We start from the raw sequence: 18,127 nt of genomic DNA, 5'->3' as shown, positions 1-18,127 counted from the left end.
ACGCGGTCGGGGGTCGAAATGGCGTTGCCCGCAGGGAGATTCAGTCGTCGGAGCGCGGTCCGTAGTTGCGCCGCATCTGATCGCGCAGCGCGCCGTTCACCGCGCCGGACAGCCATGAATTCAGCGATTGGCCGCTCTGCGCGGCGGCATCCTCGGCGCGCGATTTGAGCTGTTCGACGAGTCGGAGTGTGACGCGGCTGATATCGCCGGTCATCTCCTCGAAGGAGGGGTTGTCGTCCGGTTCGGGGCGCGCGGTGCGGCGGACGTCGACCGCGGCGTCGGTGCCATCGAGGGCGATGTGCACGCTGTGCTCGTCGAGCGCGGCACTCACCTCGGCGGCCAGATCCGACAGTGCGGCGAGCAGGGTCAGTCGGGTCGAATTCTCGGTGGCCGCGGCCAGCGCGGCGGCCGTGGCCTGGGTCTTCTCATCGCCGAGGGCGGCGGCGGCGATGAGGTCGGCGCGCAGGCGGTCGGTGTAGTTGTTCAGATCAATGACGTGTCGAGGTTGTTCCATGACACCATTGTGACGCCAAACATGACGTCATTCAAGGAAGTCGTGCTGTCATCGCCGCCGGCGAACTTCTGGCATCCGCGCCGATGCCGCGATGTCGAGGACCCCCTACCGACCGGGTAGCCTTGCTGACCATGACGAACGCTGAATCGACGCGGGCGGAGCTGCACGCGTCCGGCACGGTAGGTGTGGCGATGGTGACCCCCTATACGGCCGAGGGCAAGCTCGACGTCGATCGCGGCGTCGAGCTTGCGGCGCGGTTGGTCGAGCGCGGTGTCGATCTGCTCGCCATCTCCGGCACCACCGGCGAGTCGCCGACCACCACCGATTCGGAGAAGTTCGATCTGCTGCACGCCGTGGTCGACGCGGTCGGCGCGCGCGCCACCGTCATCGCGGGTGCGGGTACCTACGACACCGCGCATTCCATTGAGCTGGCGCGCAATGCCCAGCGTGCGGGCGCGCACGGCCTGCTGGTCGTCACCCCGTACTATTCGCGGCCCAGCCAGGAGGGTCTGCTGGCGCATTTCACCGCCGTCGCCGACGCGACCGACCTGCCGGTCACCCTCTACGACATCCCACCGCGCTCGGTGGTCCCGATCGCCACCGAGACCCTGCGCCGCCTGGCCGAACATCCGCGCATCGTCGCGGTCAAGGACGCCAAGGGCGATTTGAACGCGGGCGCGGAGTTGATCGCCACCACGGATCTGGCCTTCTACTCCGGCGACGACACCCTGAACCTGCCCTGGCTGTCCCTGGGGGCGACCGGATTCATCAGTGTCATCGGACATCTGGTGCCGGAGCGGCTGGTCGCGTTGCGCGCGGCCTACCTCGCGGGCGATGTGGTCCGTGCCAGGGAGATCAACGCGAGTCTGCTGCCCATCAACGCGGCCATGGCCCGCATCGGGGGAGTGGCACTCAGTAAAGCGGGCCTGCGCCTGCTCGGGGTCGAGGTCGGCGAGCCGCGCCTGCCCCAACTCATGCCCGATGCCGAGCAGATGGCCGCGTTGACCGCGGATCTGCGTGCGGCGGAGGTGCTTTCGTGAACGAACGGAGAAAGTCAACCATGTCACAGCCCGCTTCGGATCTGCCGAAGTCGAGTGTCAGCGAGGTGCGGGAATGACCGAGACACCCGCACGCCGTCCGCGTCGGACCGCCTCCAGAACCGCCGGTCCGCCCGCCCCGGAGTCGGAGCGCTTCGAGCGCGCCGCCCGTGTCGAACAGGTCGCCGAGGTCGAGAAGGTCACGGTCGCCGCAACTTCCGAGCCGGTGGAGCCGAAGAAGTCCGCGCGGACCGCCCCCCAGGCCAAGAAGGCGCAGCCCAAGCGCGCCGAGGCGAAGAAGTCCGAACCGAAGAAGTCCGAACCGAAGAAGTCCGAGGCCAAGAAGGCGGAGGTCAAGAAGGCGGAGGGCAAGCGCCCGGCGCGAGGCAAGGCAGCCGAATCGGCTCCGGCAGTGGCGGATTCGGCCGCCAACGCGCGGCCGCGGCGGACCCGGTCCGCCGGACGTCGTGCGGAAGCGCCTGCCGCGAAGCAGGATTCGGGCACCATCCTGGCCCCGGCGGACCGGCTCGGTCCGCCGCCGCCACTGCCCAAGCACGGGCTGCGCGTATTCGCCCTCGGCGGTATCGGCGAAATCGGCCGCAATATGACGGTTTTCGAGTACGCGGGCAAGCTGCTCATCGTCGACTGCGGTGTGCTGTTCCCGGAGGATCAGCAGCCCGGCGTCGACCTGATCCTGCCCGACTTCCGCCCCATCGAGGACCGGATGGCCGATGTGGTGGCCATCGTGCTCACCCACGGCCACGAGGACCACATCGGCGCGGTCCCGTTCCTGCTGCGCATGCGCGGCGATATCCCGGTGGTCGGCGCGCGATTCACCCTGGCGCTGGTCGCCGCCAAGTGCCGCGAGCATCGGCTCCAGCCCAAGCTGGTCGAGGTCGCCGAGGGCCAGAAGACCGAGCACGGCCCGTTCGAATGCGAGTACTTCGCGGTCAACCACTCGATTCCCGATGCCATCGCGGTGGCGATCCGCACCCCGGCGGGCGTGGCGCTGCACACCGGTGACATCAAACTCGATCAGTTGCCGCTCGATGGCCGCCTGACCGACCTGGCCGGTTTCTCCCGCCTCGGTGACGAGGGTGTCGACCTGTTCCTGGTCGACTCCACCAATGCCGAAGTGCCCGGTTTCGTCACCCCCGAGCGCGAGATCGGCGGCGTCCTCGACACGGTCATCGGCAAGGCGCGCAACCGGGTCATCGTCGCCTCCTTCGCCAGCCATGTGCACCGCATCCAGCAGGTGGTCGACGTGGCCCAGAAGTACGGCCGCCGCGTATGTTTCGTCGGCCGCTCGATGGTCCGCAATATGCAGATCGCCCAGGACCTGGGCTACCTGTCGGTGCCGGACAATGTGGTGGTCGACCTGGACGTGGCCGCCACCCTCCCCGGCGACAGGCTGGTGCTCATCTCCACCGGATCCCAGGGCGAACCGCTGTCCGCGCTCTCGCGCATGGCGCGCGGGGAGCACCGCCAGATCAATATCCGCGCCGACGATCTGGTCGTGCTGGCCTCCTCGCTCATCCCCGGCAATGAGAACTCGGTCTTCGCCGTGGTCAACGGTCTGGCCCGGCTCGGGGCCACGGTGATCACCCAGCAGAACGCCAAGGTGCACGTCTCCGGGCACGCCTCGGCGGGTGAGCTGCTGTTCCTCTACAACGCGGTGCGACCCACCAATGCCATGCCGGTGCACGGCGAATGGCGGCACCTGCGCGCCAATGCCGCGCTCGCGGTGTCCACCGGCGTCCCCGAGGAGCGGGTGGTGCTGGCAGAGGACGGCGTGGTGGTCGACCTGGTCGACGGCATCGCCTCGATCGTGGGTCGGGTGCCGGTCGGCCACGTGTACGTGGACGGACTGTCCGTCGGCGATGTCGGCGAGTCGACGCTGTCGGATCGTTTGGTGCTCGGCGAGGGCGGGTTCATCTCCATCACCGTCGCCATCGACGAGACCACCGGCAAGGCGGTCACCACGCCGGAGGTCAACGGCCGCGGCTTCTCCGACGACCCGACGGCGCTCACCGAGGCGGGTGAACTCGTGGAGGCGGAACTGCTGCGCCTGGCCACCGAGGGCGTCACCGACACCCATCGGATCGCGCAGAGCGTGCGGCGGGTGGTGGGCCGCTGGGTCGCCGAGACCTACCGGCGCAGGCCGATGATCGTGCCGACGGTCATCGGGGTCTGAGATATCGCGTGAAAGCCGCCGGGTTCCGGCGGCTTTCACATTTGTGCCGGGCGAATCGGCCGCGCGCGGGTGAACCCGCTGGATAACCTCGTTCGGTGGTGGGCAGGGCGCAACTCGACGGTCTGGTGGTGCTGTACACGTATTTGCAGCGAATCTCCGTGTACGACAGGGTCATCGACGGTTTGGGTGCGGGCCGTCGCGACGACGGGTGGTCCGGGCCGCTCGGCGAGGTGGGCGCGATCATCGGCCGCTTCGATCGCGGTACCCGGCTCGACGCCGCCGAGGTCGCCCACTTGCTCGACATCCTCGATACGGTGCGCGCGGCCATGCGACGTCGACGTCCCGATCCCGACGCCTCGCTGCCCGAGCGGCTGGCCGTCGTCGCCGGGGATCTGCACGGCGGTCTGCACCACAGCGAGGGTGTGGTGCGCTGGGGCGAGATCTACGATGCCGCCGCGGCCCGGCGGCATCGGCAGCGCGCCGTTGCGCACCGGGGGTTGGTGAACACCGTCAACGAGTATGTCGCGCGGGCCGGTGCGGGCGGTGTGCTCGGCGCGGAGGAGTTGGCCAGGATCGATGCCTGGTTCACCAAGGTGTGCACGGGATCGCCCGGTATCGAACGGGATCTGCGGCGGGCTGGGGAGGCGCTGCGCGGACAAGGCGGCGGGCGCTCGGTATGTTGACGGCGTGAGTCTGGCACAGCGCGAACGTCGATCCCTGGTGGCGACGATGTCCACCGTCGGACCGGAGGCGCCCACCCGCTGCGGTTCGTGGACGGTGCGGGAGTTGGCCGCGCACTTGGTCGTTCGCGAGCGCCGTCCCGACGCCGCGCCCGGCATCATGGTGCCCGCGCTCGCCGGGCATCTCGCCGCCGTGCAGGCGAGCTATGCGGGCAGGCCCTTCGCGGACCTGCTCGAGCAGATCCGCACCGGGCCGCCGTGGTGGTCGCCGCTGCGTCCGGTCGACGCGCTGGTCAATACCGCCGAGTACTTCGTCCACCACGAGGATGTGCGGCGGGGCGCGCCCGGTTGGCGCCCGCGCGAGCTGCCCGCCGCCGACGAGGCGCAGCTGTGGCGGACACTGCGGCGAATGGCCGCGTTGAGCTACCGGCGTGCGCCCGTCTCGGTGGTGCTGCGCACGCCCGAGGGGGATGAGTTGGTGGCAGGCGCGAAATCCGGCGCCGCCGTGACGCTGACGGGTCCGCCTTCGGAGCTGCTGCTTTACACCATGGGGCGGGATGAGGTTCGGGTCGAGACGACGGGTGCGCGGGAAGCGGTCGCGGCGCTGACGGCCTTCGACCGATCGGTCTGACGGTTCGGTCCTATCGGTCCGAGTCCGGCCGATATGTCGGGGGCCGGCGTGACCGACCGGATGCGCCCGGATCGTCCGGGAACTTCCGCCCGACCGGTGCGCGAGGTCCGGTCGGATCGGCGTGAGCCGATCGGCTCCGTCGGTCCGCGACTCGAAGATCGACCAGCGGATATGGCGGGTTCCGGCCGCTGAGACTGGCGATACACGTGTTGCGAATGGTCCGGATGGGGCGTTTGCGGCTAGCCTGAAGCCCATGGCAGGTAAGTCCCGCAGCACCACGAGCTCTCGTGCGCGGGCGGGATCGGCGCGGGGGCGGACCACTGCGGCACGGCCCCGCACCGGCAAGAGCACCGGCGGCACCGGTAAAGCCGGCACCGGTAAGGCCGCCGCAGGCAAGACCGGCACGGGCGCCGCGCGGGCGGGCGCGGCGCGCGGCCGCACCGCACCGGTGCGCCGTCCGGCCCGTCGCCGGACCGGCACCGCGCCGCTGGCCGTGCTCACCCGAGGCGTCGGTGGCGGCTGGACCATGCTCGCGCGCGGCTTGGGCGCGACCACCCGCACCCTGAGCCGGGCGAGCGAGATCGAACACGGTCACCGCCGCGACGGGATCGCGCTGGGCCTCATCGCGCTCAGCGCCGTCGTCGCGGCCGCGGTCTGGTTGTCGGCGGGCGGCCCGATCGGGCACTGGGTCGAGGATGTCATCCGGGCCGTATCCGGTTCGGCCGCCAGCCTTTTGCCCTTCGTGGCCACCGGGATCGCCATCGTGCTCATGCGCACCGAACCGCATCCGGAGATCCGGCCGCGACTGGTGCTCGGCGCGCTACTCGTCGGTCTGCCGGTGCTCGGGCTGTGGCATATCGGTTCGGGCACCCCGCACGACGCGCACGGGCGCGCGTTCGCGGGCGGATTCGTCGGCTTCGTGGTCGGCGGTCCGCTCACCGACGGACTCACCGCCTGGCTCTCGGTGCCGATCCTGCTGCTGTGCATGGCCTTCGGTCTGCTGCTGCTCACCGGGACGACGGTGCGCGAGGTTCCACACCGATTGCGCGAGTACTTCGGCGCGATGGGCGAATACGAGGACGACCACTACGATCCGGCCGACTACGACAGTCACTACGACGCCGACGGATTTCCCGAACACCGCCCCAAGCGCTCACGCGGGCGCGGCAGTCCGGAGGAGAACTACCCGACCGACGAATACGGCGCCGCCGCCACCGAGGCCCTCGCCGAACCGCCGCTGCGCGATGCCAAAACCCTGGCCACCGCACAGGATTTCGATGCCGAAGCCCCGGCCGAGACGCCCGCGCCCGCGCCGGTCGCACCGCGCAGGCGTCCGGCCAAGGTGCAGGACCAAACACCCCCTCCGCCACAGCAAATGGAGTTTGTCGCCGACCGGGTAGTGGAGGGCGACTACACACTGCCGCCGCTGTCGCTGCTCACCGACGGCAATCCGCCCAAGAAGCGCAGCGCCGCCAACGAATCCATGATCGAGGCCATCACCGAGGTGCTGGTGCAGTTCAAGATCGACGCGGCCGTCACCGGATTCGTGCGCGGCCCGACTGTCACCCGCTACGAGGTGGAACTCGGTCCCGGCGTGAAGGTCGAGAAGATCACGGCGCTGGCCCGCAATATCGCCTATGCCGTTGCCACGGAGAATGTTCGGCTGCTCGCGCCGATTCCGGGCAAATCGGCCGTCGGTATCGAGGTGCCCAACGCCGACCGCGAACTGGTTCGCCTGGCCGATGTGCTCAAGGCGCCTTCGACCCGAAACGACCACCACCCCTTGGTGATCGGACTCGGCAAGAATATCGAGGGCGATTTCGTCTCGGCCAACCTGGCGAAGATGCCGCACCTTCTCGTCGCGGGCTCCACCGGCTCCGGCAAGTCGAGTTTCGTGAACTCCATGCTGGTCTCGCTGTTGCAGCGGGCCACACCGGAGGAGGTCAGGATGATCCTGATCGACCCCAAAATGGTGGAACTCACCCCGTACGAGGGCATTCCGCACCTGATCACCCCCATCATCACCCAGCCGAAGAAGGCGGCCGCCGCGCTGGCCTGGCTGGTGGAGGAGATGGAGCAGCGCTATCAGGACATGCAGGCCAACAAGGTTCGCCACATCGACGACTTCAACAAGAAGGTGAAGTCCGGCGCGATCACCGCGCCGCTGGGCAGCGAGCGGGTGTATCGGCCCTACCCGTACATCCTCGCGATCGTCGACGAGTTGGCCGACCTGATGATGACCGCGCCGCGCGATGTGGAGGATGCCATCGTCCGCATCACCCAGAAGGCCCGCGCCGCGGGCATTCACCTGGTGCTGGCCACCCAGCGCCCCTCCGTCGACGTGGTCACCGGCCTGATCAAGACCAATGTGCCCTCCCGGCTCGCGTTCGCCACCTCCTCGCTCACCGACTCCAGGGTCATCCTGGATCAGCCCGGCGCGGAGAAGCTGATCGGTATGGGCGATGGCCTGTTCCTGCCCATGGGCGCGAACAAGCCGACCCGACTGCAGGGCGCGTTCATCTCCGACGAGGAGATCCACGGCGTCGTCGAATTCGCCAGGAACCAGGCCGAACCCGACTACCAGGAGGGTGTCACCGTCGCCAAGGCGGGCGAGCAGAAGGATATCGATCCCGATATCGGCGACGATCTCGATGTGCTGCTGCAAGCCGTGGAGCTGGTCGTCACCTCGCAGTTCGGCTCCACCTCCATGCTGCAGCGCAAACTTCGCGTCGGCTTCGCGAAAGCGGGCCGTCTCATGGATCTGATGGAAACCCGAGGCGTCGTGGGTCCCAGCGAAGGTTCCAAAGCCCGTGACGTGCTGGTCAAACCCGACGAGCTCGAGGGCCTGCTCTGGTCCATCCGGGGCGGCGGTCCGGCCGAAGGGTCAGCCGCCGAGTAGGCGAGTTCGACTACAGCTCACCGGCTTTCCGCTACCTGTGCGCGGCGGTCCAGCGCTTCGGGTGGGAGCAGGGCGCGGATCTGTTTGCGCGAGTTGATCATCAGCTTGGACAGGATGGCCGCGACCTGGGCGTCGACGGTGCGGGTCGAGGTGCCCCTGCTGGTGGCGATGGCGGTGTTGGTCAGACCGGAGGCCGCCAGGATCGCCACCGCCTGTTCGGCGCGGGTGAGTTCGTGCCAGGCGGCAGGCGTGGGGTTCGGGGGTGGAGTCGGCGTGTCGGGAGTCGACGGGGCGGTGCGCGATCGGTGTTCGATGGGGTCGAAGGCATTGTCGCCGAGCACCTTGCGGGCGATTGCCACCGCGTTGTCGGTCCGCTCGGCCCACGGACCCAGATTTCGCAGATCCAGGCCGAGGTCTCGACGCAGCGCGTCGGTGCGGCCCGCCGCGACGGCGATCTCGCCGGCCCAGCGTGTCGCTCGCAGGTGGTCCCCGCGACCGGGACCCGCGATGAGTGCGGCCAGAATCCAGGAGCGGATATGCAGACCCCACACCCCGCCCCAGCGGTCGCGCATGGGAATCTGCCAAGCCGCCGCGGCGTCGCAGAGCGCGAGCGCCTCGTGCGGGTCGCCGTGCCTGCACAGCGCGATCGCCCTGGCGAAACGCGCCCACGAGGCCGACCACTGCGGACCGGCCGCGACAACGCGATCGAGGTGCCTGGCCGTGGTGGCGAGGGCGATCTCGGCCGTCCCGTGGAAGGCCGCCGACAGCGCCTCGAACAGTTCGGCCATGAGCGCGCCGACCGCGTCGCCGACCGCGGCGTACTTGACCCGCGCGCGTGCCAGGACCGCCGTGGCCCGCGCGTCGCTGCTCGACAGCATCAGCACACTGCCCCACAGGTATTCGACGTCGGGTGGCAGTCCGAGATCGACGGTGGGGTCCTCGCGCCAACCCTCCACCGTGTCAATGCAGGCGGTGACGCATTCCGCCAGCATGTCCTCGGCGAGATCGGACCGGCCCTGACACACCGTCACCATCCCGATCATCGCCCGCGCGGACACCCGCAACTCGGTGGGGCAGTGCGTCTGCGCGGCCGCCAAACTGCGTTCGGCCAGTCCGCGCGATTCCCGCAGCGAGCCGATCAGGAAGGGCAGCCCCACCGCGATGAGGTCCGCGGCGATCGCGGCGCCCACGACCGCGTCGCGCGGCTCGCGCAGGCTGCGGTCGACGGCCCAGCGAATGTTGTCCCACGCGCTTCCCAGCCCGTCCAGCAGTTCCTGTTCGCGCGGTCCGACCCGGTTCGCGCGGGCCGTCGACACTTGGTCGCGGTAGTAGCGGCGATGGCGGGCGGCGAATTCCCGCGCGTGCTGCGCACCCGATTCGCGCAGTCGGGCGCCTGCGAAGACGCGAAAGCTCTCCAACAGCGAGTACCGCACCGATTCGGCGCCGATATGCAGGGCGATGAGGGAGCGATCGGCCAACCGCTCCAACAGCCCCTCGACCTGCTCGGCCACCAGATCGGCATCGGCGCAGACTGTTTCGATCGCCGTGAGGTCCGCGCCGAGATCGGTCGGGTCGTCGCGGGGTTCGATGGCGTGGCCGGGAGCGAACACCGACATGCGCTGGAACAGCAGTCGCTCCTGCGGGCCGCACAGTGCGTAGGACCACGCGATGACCGCGTCGATGCTGCGATGCCGTTCGTCGACGCCGACCCGGAAACCCGGTGACCAGTGCAGTCGTCGATCCGTGTCGGACCCGTCGAGATCGCGCACGATCCGCGCGGGCGACTGATAGCGCAGCCGCGCCGCCGCCAATCGAATGTGCAGCGGGTAGTAGTGCAGGTGTCGACAGATCGGTTCCGCCTGGCGCTCAGAAATCGGGCGACCGACCAATTCCGCGCGCTGCCGCAGTAGTGTCACCGCATGCTCGCGCGAGAGCGGCGGGACCTCCACCAGGTGCTCGTCGACCCACCCGATCGCCGTCCTGCTGGTGGCCAGGATGGTCAATCCCGGTAGCGCGGCGAGCAGGTCGGCCGATACCGCGCCGACTCCGTCCAGGACGTGCTCACAGTTGTCGAGGACGAGTACGGCGCGTCCCGTCGCGTCGGAGCGTCCGAGGGTGTCGAGCAGGATCTGTCGTTCGGTCCGGTCGGAGAAATCGCCGTCGACCACTTCGGATACGAGCAGACGCGACACGATGCCCGCGTCGGCATTGCGCGGCAGGCGCGCCAGATGCGCCCAGTACACCGGCTGCCGTGTCGCCTCGCGCGACCGCGCGGCCACCGCCATCGCCAAACGCGTCTTGCCGATCCCACCCGGCCCTACCAGAGTCACCATCCGAGCCGGGGATATCAGCACCGCGACTATTCGTTCGAGCTCCCGCCCCCTACCGACGAGCTCCTCGCCGTGCGGCGCAGCACCGTCGTATGAACCAGACCCGGTCGACACATCGGCAAAGCGTACCGACCGGGCCTACTACGGTCCTCGCTCGCACGAGTGATGTCCGTCTAGGTAGATCGTCCAGGTACCTGCCGATGCCCGCCCGCGTCCGCTTCGGGACAGCGTGGGAACCCACAGTCGCGACATGGGCTTCCGCTTTGTTGCCCTTTCCATATCGGCTCGCGCCCGCGATCACGAACCCCCTGCCACCATCGAATTCGATACCCACCCCGCTCGCGGAACGAGGCGCGAAATGCCACTGCTTGTCGAAACCCGCACTGCGACCGAAGTATTCGAGGTGTGACCGCTATGGCGTATATCGATCTCGGCTTGGACGAGCACCAGTATCCCGGAGTGCGGGGTCTATTGTCCTACCGCTCGGATACGGGACTGCTCCTGTCCGGTCTGGCCGAGGCGCTGCTGCGCGGCCCGAGCACACTCGACACCGGTGAGCGCGAACTCATCGCCGCCTATGTCTCGTCCCGCAACGAGTGCGTCTTCTGCTGTAGCGCGCACACCGCGATAGCCGCGGTCCAGATCGACGGCGGCTCGCACCTGGTCGACGCCGCCGTCCGCGACCCCGCGACCGCACCCGTCTCCGCCAAGCTGCGCGCGCTGCTCGCTATCGCGGCGGCGGTCCAGCGATCCGGCCGCCACGTGACTGCCGAGCTGGTCACCGCGGCCCGTGACGTGGGCGCGAGCGACCGCGAAATCCACGACACGGTTTTGATCGCGGCGATGTTCTGCCTTTTCAACCGCTACGTGGACGGCCTCGGCACCAAGACACCCACCGATCCCGCCTCCTACCTCGCCGCGGCGGAAAACATAGCCGCTCACGGCTATCTGCCGGAGCAGGCCCGCGGCGCTGCGATGCACCGCTGATTCCGGTCTGTCGGAAACCTGCTGGTCCGCATGTTTGACCCGGTCCGGACCGCAGGCGGACAATAGGTTCTGCCGAGCGCCTATAGCGCCGCAGCGGTGCCGATAGCCACGGGAGGGGAGACATCGTCTCGCCGAGAGGGCGGGTGCGGCGGACCTCGGCGATACTCGTCTTCTTCGCGCAATGGATGATTTTCTGGACGTGACAGGCGGATTCTTCGCCGACGGAAATTTCGGAGATCGCTTCAGCAACGTGAAGGGAGATTCTGATGACCCAGTCCGCGGTGACCTCCTCACAGAACATCACTCGCACCAAGAAGAGTGAACTGGTGTATGACGGCGATCCGGGCGATGAGAAATTCCCGAAGTCCAAAGGCGGGACCGAGAAGACCTACAAGCAGAACAATTACGAGCCGGCGACCGAGACCGAGAAGTTCTCGTACACATCCGCGCGCGTGGCCAAGCGGGTCTACAACAAGTACAGCGCCACCTCGGCGGGGACTCAGGTGTTCGGCTACTACCCCGACTGGCCCCAGTACGATGGCCGCCTCGACGGCGACTACGAGAACAATCACGTGGGCCGCGGCACCGACCTCATGCTGCTCGATGCCGCCGCGTACGACCGCCTGATCATCGGCTTCGCGGGCATCGTGGGCGATCAGGGCGAAAAACGCGACACAATCGACAGAGCCGCAACGGATTTCAGCAGAAAGACGAACGAAGCCACGTTCACCGATGCTTGGGGGGATGTGGCAGCATATCGCAACGTAGGTTTCGACAAATGGATCAGCAATGACTACAGCCAACTTTTCGACCAGGCTCATGCGCAGGGCATGCTGGGTGGACTGGCCAAGCTGCAGAAGCAGAATCCGAATCTGAAACTGGCCTTCAGCCTGGGCGGCTGGACGATGAGCAACGCGTTCCACGCTGTCACGGCCGAGGAAGCCAAGCGAAAGACGCTGGTCGACAGCATCGCCGACCTTTGCAAGCGCTTCCCCATGTTCACCGAAGTCGATATCGACTGGGAATATCCGGGTGTCGCGGGCAACAATAATCCGTTCGGCCCGGAGGACGCGAAGAACTTCCAGGCGCTGGTGCGCGAACTCAAGAAGAAGCTGCCGAAGGTGCGGGTCAGCATCGCGGCCGGTGCGTCGATGGCCGCGTTGCAGACCTCCGATATACCGGGCATGATCGCCGCGGGCGTGGAAGGCATCAATCTGATGACCTACGACTTCTTCGGCACGCCATGGGCAAAGGGGCTGGCCCATCACACGAGCCTGTACCCGGCCATCGATGACGCCGTGAAGTACCTGCTTGACCATAAGGTGCCTTCGGGCCAAATATTCCTCGGCTACGCGGGCTATAGCCGCAGCGCCCGCAACGCGGCCATCGCGTCGTGGTCGCCGCTGAAGGGCACTTACGATCCGGGCCCCGATAAGACGACCACCACCGGTACCTACGAATCCGGCGCCTCGGAGTACTACGACATCCTCTACAACTACCTCGACCTCGAAAACAAGTGCGGCCTCAACGGTTTCGACATCTACACCGACGAGCAGGCCGATGCCGACTATCTGTACAGCGCCAAGAGCAAGCTGTTCCTGTCGATCGACACGCCGCGCTCGGTGAAGGCCAAAGGGGAGTACGCACTGAAGAACAAGCTCGGCGGCCTGTTCACCTGGACGATCGATATGGACAACGGTCTACTGGTGAACGCCGCTCGCGAGGGTCTGGGTGCTGAACCGCAGGGGTCCGTGAAGGTGGATATGACGCCGTTCTACTTCAAGGGCAAAACCAAGGGTTGAGATCGGCGTTCATCGACTGCGCGCCACCGTGGTGGCGCCCGGTGGCACTGGCTTGGAATTGTCTGTGGTGCCGTGGGATCGGTGCGCGGGCACGCGGCGCCACAGGAGTCGCGGCAGCGCCGTGACGGATCGAAGGTTCTTGCGGTAGACCCTATTTCCGGTGTGGGAATGCTTCTTGCCCGCAGCGGCTATATCATCGTGCCGTCCCGGCGCGGTGACTCGCGGCAGTGCGGTCCCGGCGCGGGGAACGGTAGCCAGCCGCCGAGCAGCGCACACGGATCCGTTTGGAGATTTGCCCTTGAGTTCGCCGCAAACACGGGCCGCGTCGTGCCCGGTCGTCCACGGTTCGCCGACCGATACCGACGACCCTCGGGTGCCGATGTACCGGCCCGAATTCGCGGCCGACCCGCACGGCGCCTACCACGAGATGCGCAGGCGCTATGGATCTCTGGCGCCGATCGAGCTGGCGCCGGGCGTACCCGCCACCTTGGTGATCGGGTACAGCACCGCCGTGCGGATCCTCAACGATCCCGAACACTTCCCGGCCGACCCGCGGGCCTGGCAGCAGGATATTCCGGCGGACTGTCCGATACTTCCGCTGCTGGAGTGGCGGCCGATGGCCAGTCGCAGCGCCGGAGCCGACTTCACCCGCTATCGCGGGGCGATCACCGCGGGTATCGATGAGATCGACCTGTATGCCCTGCAGGCGGTGGTGGCGGACCTCGCGATCCCGCTGATCAACTCCTTCTGCGCCGACGGATCCGCCGACCTGATCCAACAGTATGTATTCCCACTGATATTCGCGGTGGTGAACTACCTGCTCGGCTGCCCGCCGGAGATCGGCGGCCAGGTCGCCGCGGGCACCGCCGCGTTGCTCGAGGGCGTCGACGCCGAGAAGGGCAATCGAATGGTGGGGGAGGCGCTGATGCGTCTCGTGACACTCAAACGCGCCGAACCCCAACGCGATATCACCTCGGTGCTGCTCGGGCACCCTGCCGGACTCACCGATGTGGAGGCATCGCACCACGTCTCCCAGATCTACGGCAGCGGAATCGAATTCGAACTGAACCTGATCACCAACACGCTGCTGCTGATCCTGACCGACGAGCGCTTCGGCGGCAGTTTCCTCGGCGGCAACCTCTCCGCCCGCGACGCCCTCGACGAGGTCCTGTTCAATGACCCGCCGTTGGCGAACCTGCTGATCACCTACCCCAACCATCCGATCCTCATCGACGATGTGTGGTTGCCCGCGCACCAGCCCGTCGTCATCAGCATGGCGGCCTGCAACAACGACCCGGCGATCCGCGCGGGCGATCTCACCGGCAACCGCTCCCACCTGGCCTGGGGCCTCGGCCCCCATGCCTGCCCCGCGCGTTCCATGGCCTATCTGATCGCGCAGGAGGCCATCGACCAACTCCTCGACGCCATACCGGAACTCCAACTCGATCCGCCCGATCGGACACCGAACTGGCGACCGGGTCCGTTCCATCGGGCGCTGACCGAATTGCCGGTCATCTTCCCGCCGACCCCGCCACTGGATTACCCGCGGTAAGTCGAGGCGTCGCACCCTCGCGGGTGCGACAATAGCCACATGGTTGCCAATGATGTCGACAGCTATCTGGCAGAGGTTCCCGAACCGGGGCGAAAGACGCTGAACCAGCTACGTTCGGACATCCGCGCCCTGCTGCCCGAGGCGCAGGAGTGCATTTCCTACCAGATGCCCGCGTTCAGAATCGACGGCGAGGTCGTCGCGGGATTCGCCGCATTCACCCACCACCTCGCCTACCTCCCGCACAGCGGCTCGGTCCTGCCCGCCCTCGCCGCTGACCTCGCGGGCTACGAGATGACGAAGAGTTCGCTGCACTTCCCACCCGACCAACCATTGCCCCAGCCGCTCGTGCGGAAGCTGATCGAAACCCGGTTGCGGGAATCGGGCAAAGATCTCACCGATTGATGCGGCAGTGCCCGCCGATATCCCGGCTCGGCCGAGAATCGGTGCGGGCGTTCAGGATTCGGCGGCCGCCCGGCGGGCTTCCAGCGCGTCCAATATCAGATCGAGCCCGAATCCGAACTCGCCGGTGTGGTCGTAGTCGGGCCGCAGCGCGTGGTCGACGATGATCTCCCTGAGATACGGCAGTTCCGCTCCCGGCAGGTCGCCGAGGATGGTGCCCGCGACCTCCCGGACATCCTTCGGCGTCGCGAGCGGCAGATTGGCTTCCTGCAGGACATATCCGCCGATGTAGCTGTCGATGAGCGAGACGGCGTGCGCGGCGAGCGGCAGCGGAAAACCGGCCCGTCGCAGGACGCCGAGGACGGCATTGTGGTGCCGCAGCGTCGCGGGACCCGGATCGCGTCGGGAATCCATGAGCCCTAGCGCCCAGCTGTGCCGGGACAGCACCGTGCGCGCGGAAAAGGCACGGGTGCGGATCGCGTCGCGCCAGTCCGCGGCCGCGCCGTCGGGCAGTTCGATGGCGGCGAATACCGCGTCGACCACGCTGTCGAGGATGGCGTCCTTGTTCGGCAGGTGGTGGTAGAGCGACATCGCCTCGACGCCGAGTTCCTGCGCCACCCGCCGCATGGTGATCGCCTGCACGCCACCGCGATCGGCGACCCGGATCGCGGCGTCGAGCACGCGTTCGCGGTTGAGGGGTGGTCGGGTCTGCTGCGGGGGCATGGCGGCTCCAGGGTCGGATGCTTGACAACCTTACAGGTGTAAGTCAACCTTACAGGTGTAAGGTTCCCCGGTGGGAGCCCGTCGAATGCGAAGGAGATTCCCATGCCGATGCCGAGATGGTGGGGCCAAGTGAACAAGCGCGTGTTCAATCCCCGCGCCCTGGCCAGTGGCAATTGGCCGGTGCTGACCCACGTCGGACGTGTCTCCGGCGCCACGTATCGCACCCCGCTGGATGTACATCCCGTCGAGGGCGGGTTCCTGTTCGTGCTCGTATACGGTTCGCGATCGGACTGGGTGCGCAATGTGCTGGCCGCCGGTCGAGCCCACCTGCGCGTCGAGGGGCGCGAGATGAACCTCACCGCACCGCGTTTGATCGGGTTGGACGAGGCGAAGCGCGACCTGCCTCCGAAAGCCCTGGGGCCGAAGATGATGCGCATCACCGAGTTTCTGCGCATGGATGTGGCCTGACGGATCCGAATCGCGGTGTGCGCGCATGAGCAAGCCTCTCGAGCGCACCGTCGCCCAACTGGGCAGGCTGGCCGAAAAGGCGGGCCTGCGCCTCGAGGCGATCCACCCGGCAGGCAACCGCTCGGTCCTCGAACTGCATCCGACGGACCGACTCGTTCGGTGCGTCGCCAGGTGGCTCGAGAATTCCTATACCGCACCATGATTCGGCTTCGATCTGCTCGGCCGGCGAACTCCCCTGCAATTCGGGCGGTTTCGACCAGGCGTCGTCGATGAGGGCGACGCTCATCCTGGACAGGCAGTGGCAGAATCGTGCGATGACAGCCGCCAGGAGCGACCGCCACCGCACACTCTCGGCTTTCCTGGCCTCCCGCAGCGATATTCAGCTTGCCGAGCTGATGGATGCGGGCGTGTCCCAGAGCGTCGGAGTAGGTGGTGGTGCAGCAGTCGTCGATGTCGCCGGGATCTCAGTGTTCGTCAAGCGCGTCCCGCTGACCGATCTGGAGCTCACTCACTGGGGCTCGACAGCGAACCTGTTCGACCTGCCGATGTTCTGCCAATACGGTATCGGCGGACCGAGCTTCAGTGCCTGGCGCGAGTTGGCCGCGAACATCATGGTCACCGATGGTGTGCTCGCCGGCGAGGCACAGTTCTTTCCGATGCTCTACCACTGGCGGGTGCTGCCCGGCCGGTCGCCGATCGCGGACGAACACGCCGATACCGAGGCGGTGGTCCGCGCCCTGGGTGGTTGCCCGGCGGTGCGCACCCGTCTCGAAGCGTTGGCGGCCGCCCGGTGCAGCCTCGTGCTGTTCTGCGAATACATCCCGCTCTCGATATCGGACTGGCTCGGAGCGAACCCGGCGGACAAGGTCGTGACGCTCGAGCGGCAACTCTCGCGGATCGTGACGTACCTGGACGGTCGGCTGCTGCACATGGACGGGCATTTCCTCAATATGCGCAGCGACGGGGAGCGGATCTATCTCAGCGATTTCGGGCTGGCCACCTCGCCGCATTTCGACCTGTCGACCGCCGAGCGCGAGTTCGTCGAACGCCATGCCACCCATGACAGCGACTATGCCGCAATGCGATTGGTCAACTGGGTGGTGACCGATATCTGTGGCATACCGACCCCGATCCGCGGCGGCCCTGTTGCCCGCAACGAGTACGTACTCCGGTGCGCCGCGGGCCACGTCCCGGATGAGGCGCCGTCGGCTGTCGCGCCGATCCTGGTTCGGTGCGCACCCGCCGCCGCGAGGATGAACGCCTTCTACTGGAAATTGTTCGGCGGAGACCTTCATGCGGAATTCCCGGTCCGCGAAAACGAATAGGGCTCATGCCCTTTGCTCGGTCATCGGCGTGAACGGTCGAAGACCGGTGTACACCTGATGTTCACGACGATGGTGATTCGCGCGCTCGTCACAAGCAACTTGTCTCGGTACGGTGGCCGCGCATTGTGGGTTCCATTGAGGAGAAGAAGTTTTGACCATTCACACCGAGACCGCTGTCGTACTATTCCTGGCCGGTGTCATCTTCCTCGTGGCTCTGCTGCTGGGTGTTTGGAAGTGGCGGGCGATGTCCCACGCTCCGGGCGGGCTGGCGCATCCGTATGTCGATATCGCGCACCGCGCCGCCCTCATGTATTCGTTCGCGACGGTGCTGATCGCCCTGTTCGTGGAGCTGTCGGGCTGGTCGGCCGCAGTGAATCTCGGTGCGGGACTGGCGATTATCGTGCTTTTCATGGGAACGATCGCGAACTACATCCGCTTGGGACTGCAACGACAGACCGTCAACCAAATGCACAATCCCCCAAGCTGGTTCGGCTTGGCTTTGGCGGTGCTGATACTCGGCGAAATCGGCGGCTTCAGCGTCCTTCTCACCGGCTTCGCCGCAGGGCAAATATAGGGCCGTTCGCTC

At 67.2% G+C, this 18,127-nt stretch carries 16 protein-coding genes; 13 read left to right on the top strand and 3 right to left on the bottom strand.

Features of this window, described 5'->3' with window-relative positions:
• Positions 1 to 40 precede the first annotated feature (40 nt).
• A complete protein-coding gene (locus D5S18_RS14940; protein WP_120042151.1) occupies positions 41 to 493 on the bottom strand; it encodes a hypothetical protein in 453 nt (150 codons plus the stop codon).
• 152 nt (positions 494 to 645) lie between these two features.
• On the opposite strand from D5S18_RS14940, the gene dapA reads away from it, so the two are divergent.
• The 5 genes from dapA (at position 646) to D5S18_RS14915 (ending at position 7,955) form a co-directional block, all read left to right on the top strand.
• A complete protein-coding gene (dapA, locus tag D5S18_RS14935) occupies positions 646 to 1,554 on the top strand; it encodes a 4-hydroxy-tetrahydrodipicolinate synthase (protein WP_120041369.1) in 909 nt (302 codons plus the stop codon).
• A 73-nt stretch (positions 1,555 to 1,627) separates the two neighbouring features.
• Positions 1,628 to 3,745 (top strand): ribonuclease J, encoded by a 2,118-nt coding sequence (locus tag D5S18_RS14930; protein WP_239003774.1) that lies wholly within the window; start codon positions 1,628 to 1,630, stop codon positions 3,743 to 3,745.
• Positions 3,746 to 3,840: 95 nt separating this feature from the next.
• Positions 3,841 to 4,428: a hypothetical protein gene (locus D5S18_RS14925; protein ID WP_147403961.1), complete on the top strand. Its 588-nt coding sequence runs from the start codon at positions 3,841 to 3,843 to the stop codon at positions 4,426 to 4,428.
• Positions 4,429 to 4,432: 4 nt separating this feature from the next.
• A complete protein-coding gene (locus D5S18_RS14920; RefSeq protein ID WP_120041365.1) occupies positions 4,433 to 5,056 on the top strand; it encodes a TIGR03085 family metal-binding protein in 624 nt (207 codons plus the stop codon).
• A gap of 253 nt (positions 5,057 to 5,309) precedes the next feature.
• Positions 5,310 to 7,955, top strand: a complete 2,646-nt coding sequence (locus D5S18_RS14915; RefSeq protein ID WP_203236749.1) for a DNA translocase FtsK — start codon at positions 5,310 to 5,312, stop codon at positions 7,953 to 7,955.
• A gap of 17 nt (positions 7,956 to 7,972) precedes the next feature.
• Here D5S18_RS14915 and D5S18_RS14910 read toward each other — a convergent pair whose 3' ends face one another.
• Positions 7,973 to 10,288, bottom strand: coding sequence for a helix-turn-helix transcriptional regulator (locus D5S18_RS14910; protein WP_120041363.1), 2,316 nt, complete (start codon positions 10,286 to 10,288; stop codon positions 7,973 to 7,975).
• 411 nt (positions 10,289 to 10,699) lie between these two features.
• Between D5S18_RS14910 and D5S18_RS14905 the strand changes: the two genes are divergently transcribed.
• The 4 genes from D5S18_RS14905 (at position 10,700) to D5S18_RS14890 (ending at position 15,028) form a co-directional block, all read left to right on the top strand.
• The gene (locus D5S18_RS14905; RefSeq protein ID WP_120041361.1) at positions 10,700 to 11,272 is read left to right on the top strand and encodes a carboxymuconolactone decarboxylase family protein; all 573 of its coding nucleotides are present in this window, start codon (positions 10,700 to 10,702) and stop codon (positions 11,270 to 11,272) included.
• Between the two features lie 266 nt (positions 11,273 to 11,538).
• The gene (locus D5S18_RS14900; RefSeq protein ID WP_120041359.1) at positions 11,539 to 13,074 is read left to right on the top strand and encodes a glycosyl hydrolase family 18 protein; all 1,536 of its coding nucleotides are present in this window, start codon (positions 11,539 to 11,541) and stop codon (positions 13,072 to 13,074) included.
• Between the two features lie 298 nt (positions 13,075 to 13,372).
• A complete protein-coding gene (locus tag D5S18_RS14895) occupies positions 13,373 to 14,626 on the top strand; it encodes a cytochrome P450 family protein (protein WP_239003773.1) in 1,254 nt (417 codons plus the stop codon).
• 39 nt (positions 14,627 to 14,665) lie between these two features.
• Positions 14,666 to 15,028: an iron chaperone gene (locus tag D5S18_RS14890; protein ID WP_120041353.1), complete on the top strand. Its 363-nt coding sequence runs from the start codon at positions 14,666 to 14,668 to the stop codon at positions 15,026 to 15,028.
• 51 nt (positions 15,029 to 15,079) lie between these two features.
• On the opposite strand, the gene D5S18_RS14885 is transcribed toward D5S18_RS14890, so the two are convergent.
• Complete coding sequence (locus D5S18_RS14885; protein WP_120041350.1) at positions 15,080 to 15,748, bottom strand: TetR/AcrR family transcriptional regulator; 669 nt, start codon at positions 15,746 to 15,748, stop codon at positions 15,080 to 15,082.
• A gap of 102 nt (positions 15,749 to 15,850) precedes the next feature.
• Here D5S18_RS14885 and D5S18_RS14880 point away from each other — a divergent pair, with 102 nt between their 5' ends.
• The 4 genes from D5S18_RS14880 to D5S18_RS14870 all read left to right on the top strand — a co-directional run bounded on the left by D5S18_RS14880 (position 15,851) and on the right by D5S18_RS14870 (position 18,115).
• Entirely contained in the window at positions 15,851 to 16,216 is a 366-nt protein-coding gene (locus tag D5S18_RS14880) for a nitroreductase family deazaflavin-dependent oxidoreductase (protein ID WP_120041348.1), read from the top strand.
• A 25-nt stretch (positions 16,217 to 16,241) separates the two neighbouring features.
• Positions 16,242 to 16,418 carry a hypothetical protein gene (locus D5S18_RS34875; protein ID WP_158607878.1) on the top strand — a complete coding sequence of 59 codons (177 nt, stop codon included), beginning with the start codon at positions 16,242 to 16,244 and terminating at the stop codon, positions 16,416 to 16,418.
• 112 nt (positions 16,419 to 16,530) lie between these two features.
• Positions 16,531 to 17,541: a serine/threonine protein phosphatase gene (locus D5S18_RS14875; protein WP_120042148.1), complete on the top strand. Its 1,011-nt coding sequence runs from the start codon at positions 16,531 to 16,533 to the stop codon at positions 17,539 to 17,541.
• A 157-nt stretch (positions 17,542 to 17,698) separates the two neighbouring features.
• On the top strand, positions 17,699 to 18,115 hold the full coding sequence (locus D5S18_RS14870; protein WP_120042147.1) for a hypothetical protein: 417 nt from the start codon (positions 17,699 to 17,701) through the stop codon (positions 18,113 to 18,115).
• Positions 18,116 to 18,127: the final 12 nt, after the last annotated feature.

The organism is Nocardia panacis (assembly GCF_003598715.1).
In the GTDB taxonomy this organism is placed as follows: domain Bacteria; phylum Actinomycetota; class Actinomycetes; order Mycobacteriales; family Mycobacteriaceae; genus Nocardia; species Nocardia panacis.
This window is presented reverse-complemented; position numbering and strand designations above follow the sequence as displayed.

Coding starts and splice junctions, on each gene's coding strand:
- dapA (WP_120041369.1), top strand. CDS start 646: ATGACGAACGCTGAATCGACGCGGGCGGAGCTGCACGCGTCCGGCACG.
- D5S18_RS14930 (WP_239003774.1), top strand. CDS start 1,628: ATGACCGAGACACCCGCACGCCGTCCGCGTCGGACCGCCTCCAGAACC.
- D5S18_RS14915 (WP_203236749.1), top strand. CDS start 5,310: ATGGCAGGTAAGTCCCGCAGCACCACGAGCTCTCGTGCGCGGGCGGGA.
- D5S18_RS14910 (WP_120041363.1), bottom strand. CDS start 10,288: ATGGTGACTCTGGTAGGGCCGGGTGGGATCGGCAAGACGCGTTTGGCG.
- D5S18_RS14905 (WP_120041361.1), top strand. CDS start 10,700: ATGGCGTATATCGATCTCGGCTTGGACGAGCACCAGTATCCCGGAGTG.
- D5S18_RS14900 (WP_120041359.1), top strand. CDS start 11,539: ATGACCCAGTCCGCGGTGACCTCCTCACAGAACATCACTCGCACCAAG.
- D5S18_RS14890 (WP_120041353.1), top strand. CDS start 14,666: ATGGTTGCCAATGATGTCGACAGCTATCTGGCAGAGGTTCCCGAACCG.
- D5S18_RS14885 (WP_120041350.1), bottom strand. CDS start 15,748: ATGCCCCCGCAGCAGACCCGACCACCCCTCAACCGCGAACGCGTGCTC.
- D5S18_RS14880 (WP_120041348.1), top strand. CDS start 15,851: ATGCCGATGCCGAGATGGTGGGGCCAAGTGAACAAGCGCGTGTTCAAT.
- D5S18_RS34875 (WP_158607878.1), top strand. CDS start 16,242: ATGAGCAAGCCTCTCGAGCGCACCGTCGCCCAACTGGGCAGGCTGGCC.
- D5S18_RS14875 (WP_120042148.1), top strand. CDS start 16,531: ATGACAGCCGCCAGGAGCGACCGCCACCGCACACTCTCGGCTTTCCTG.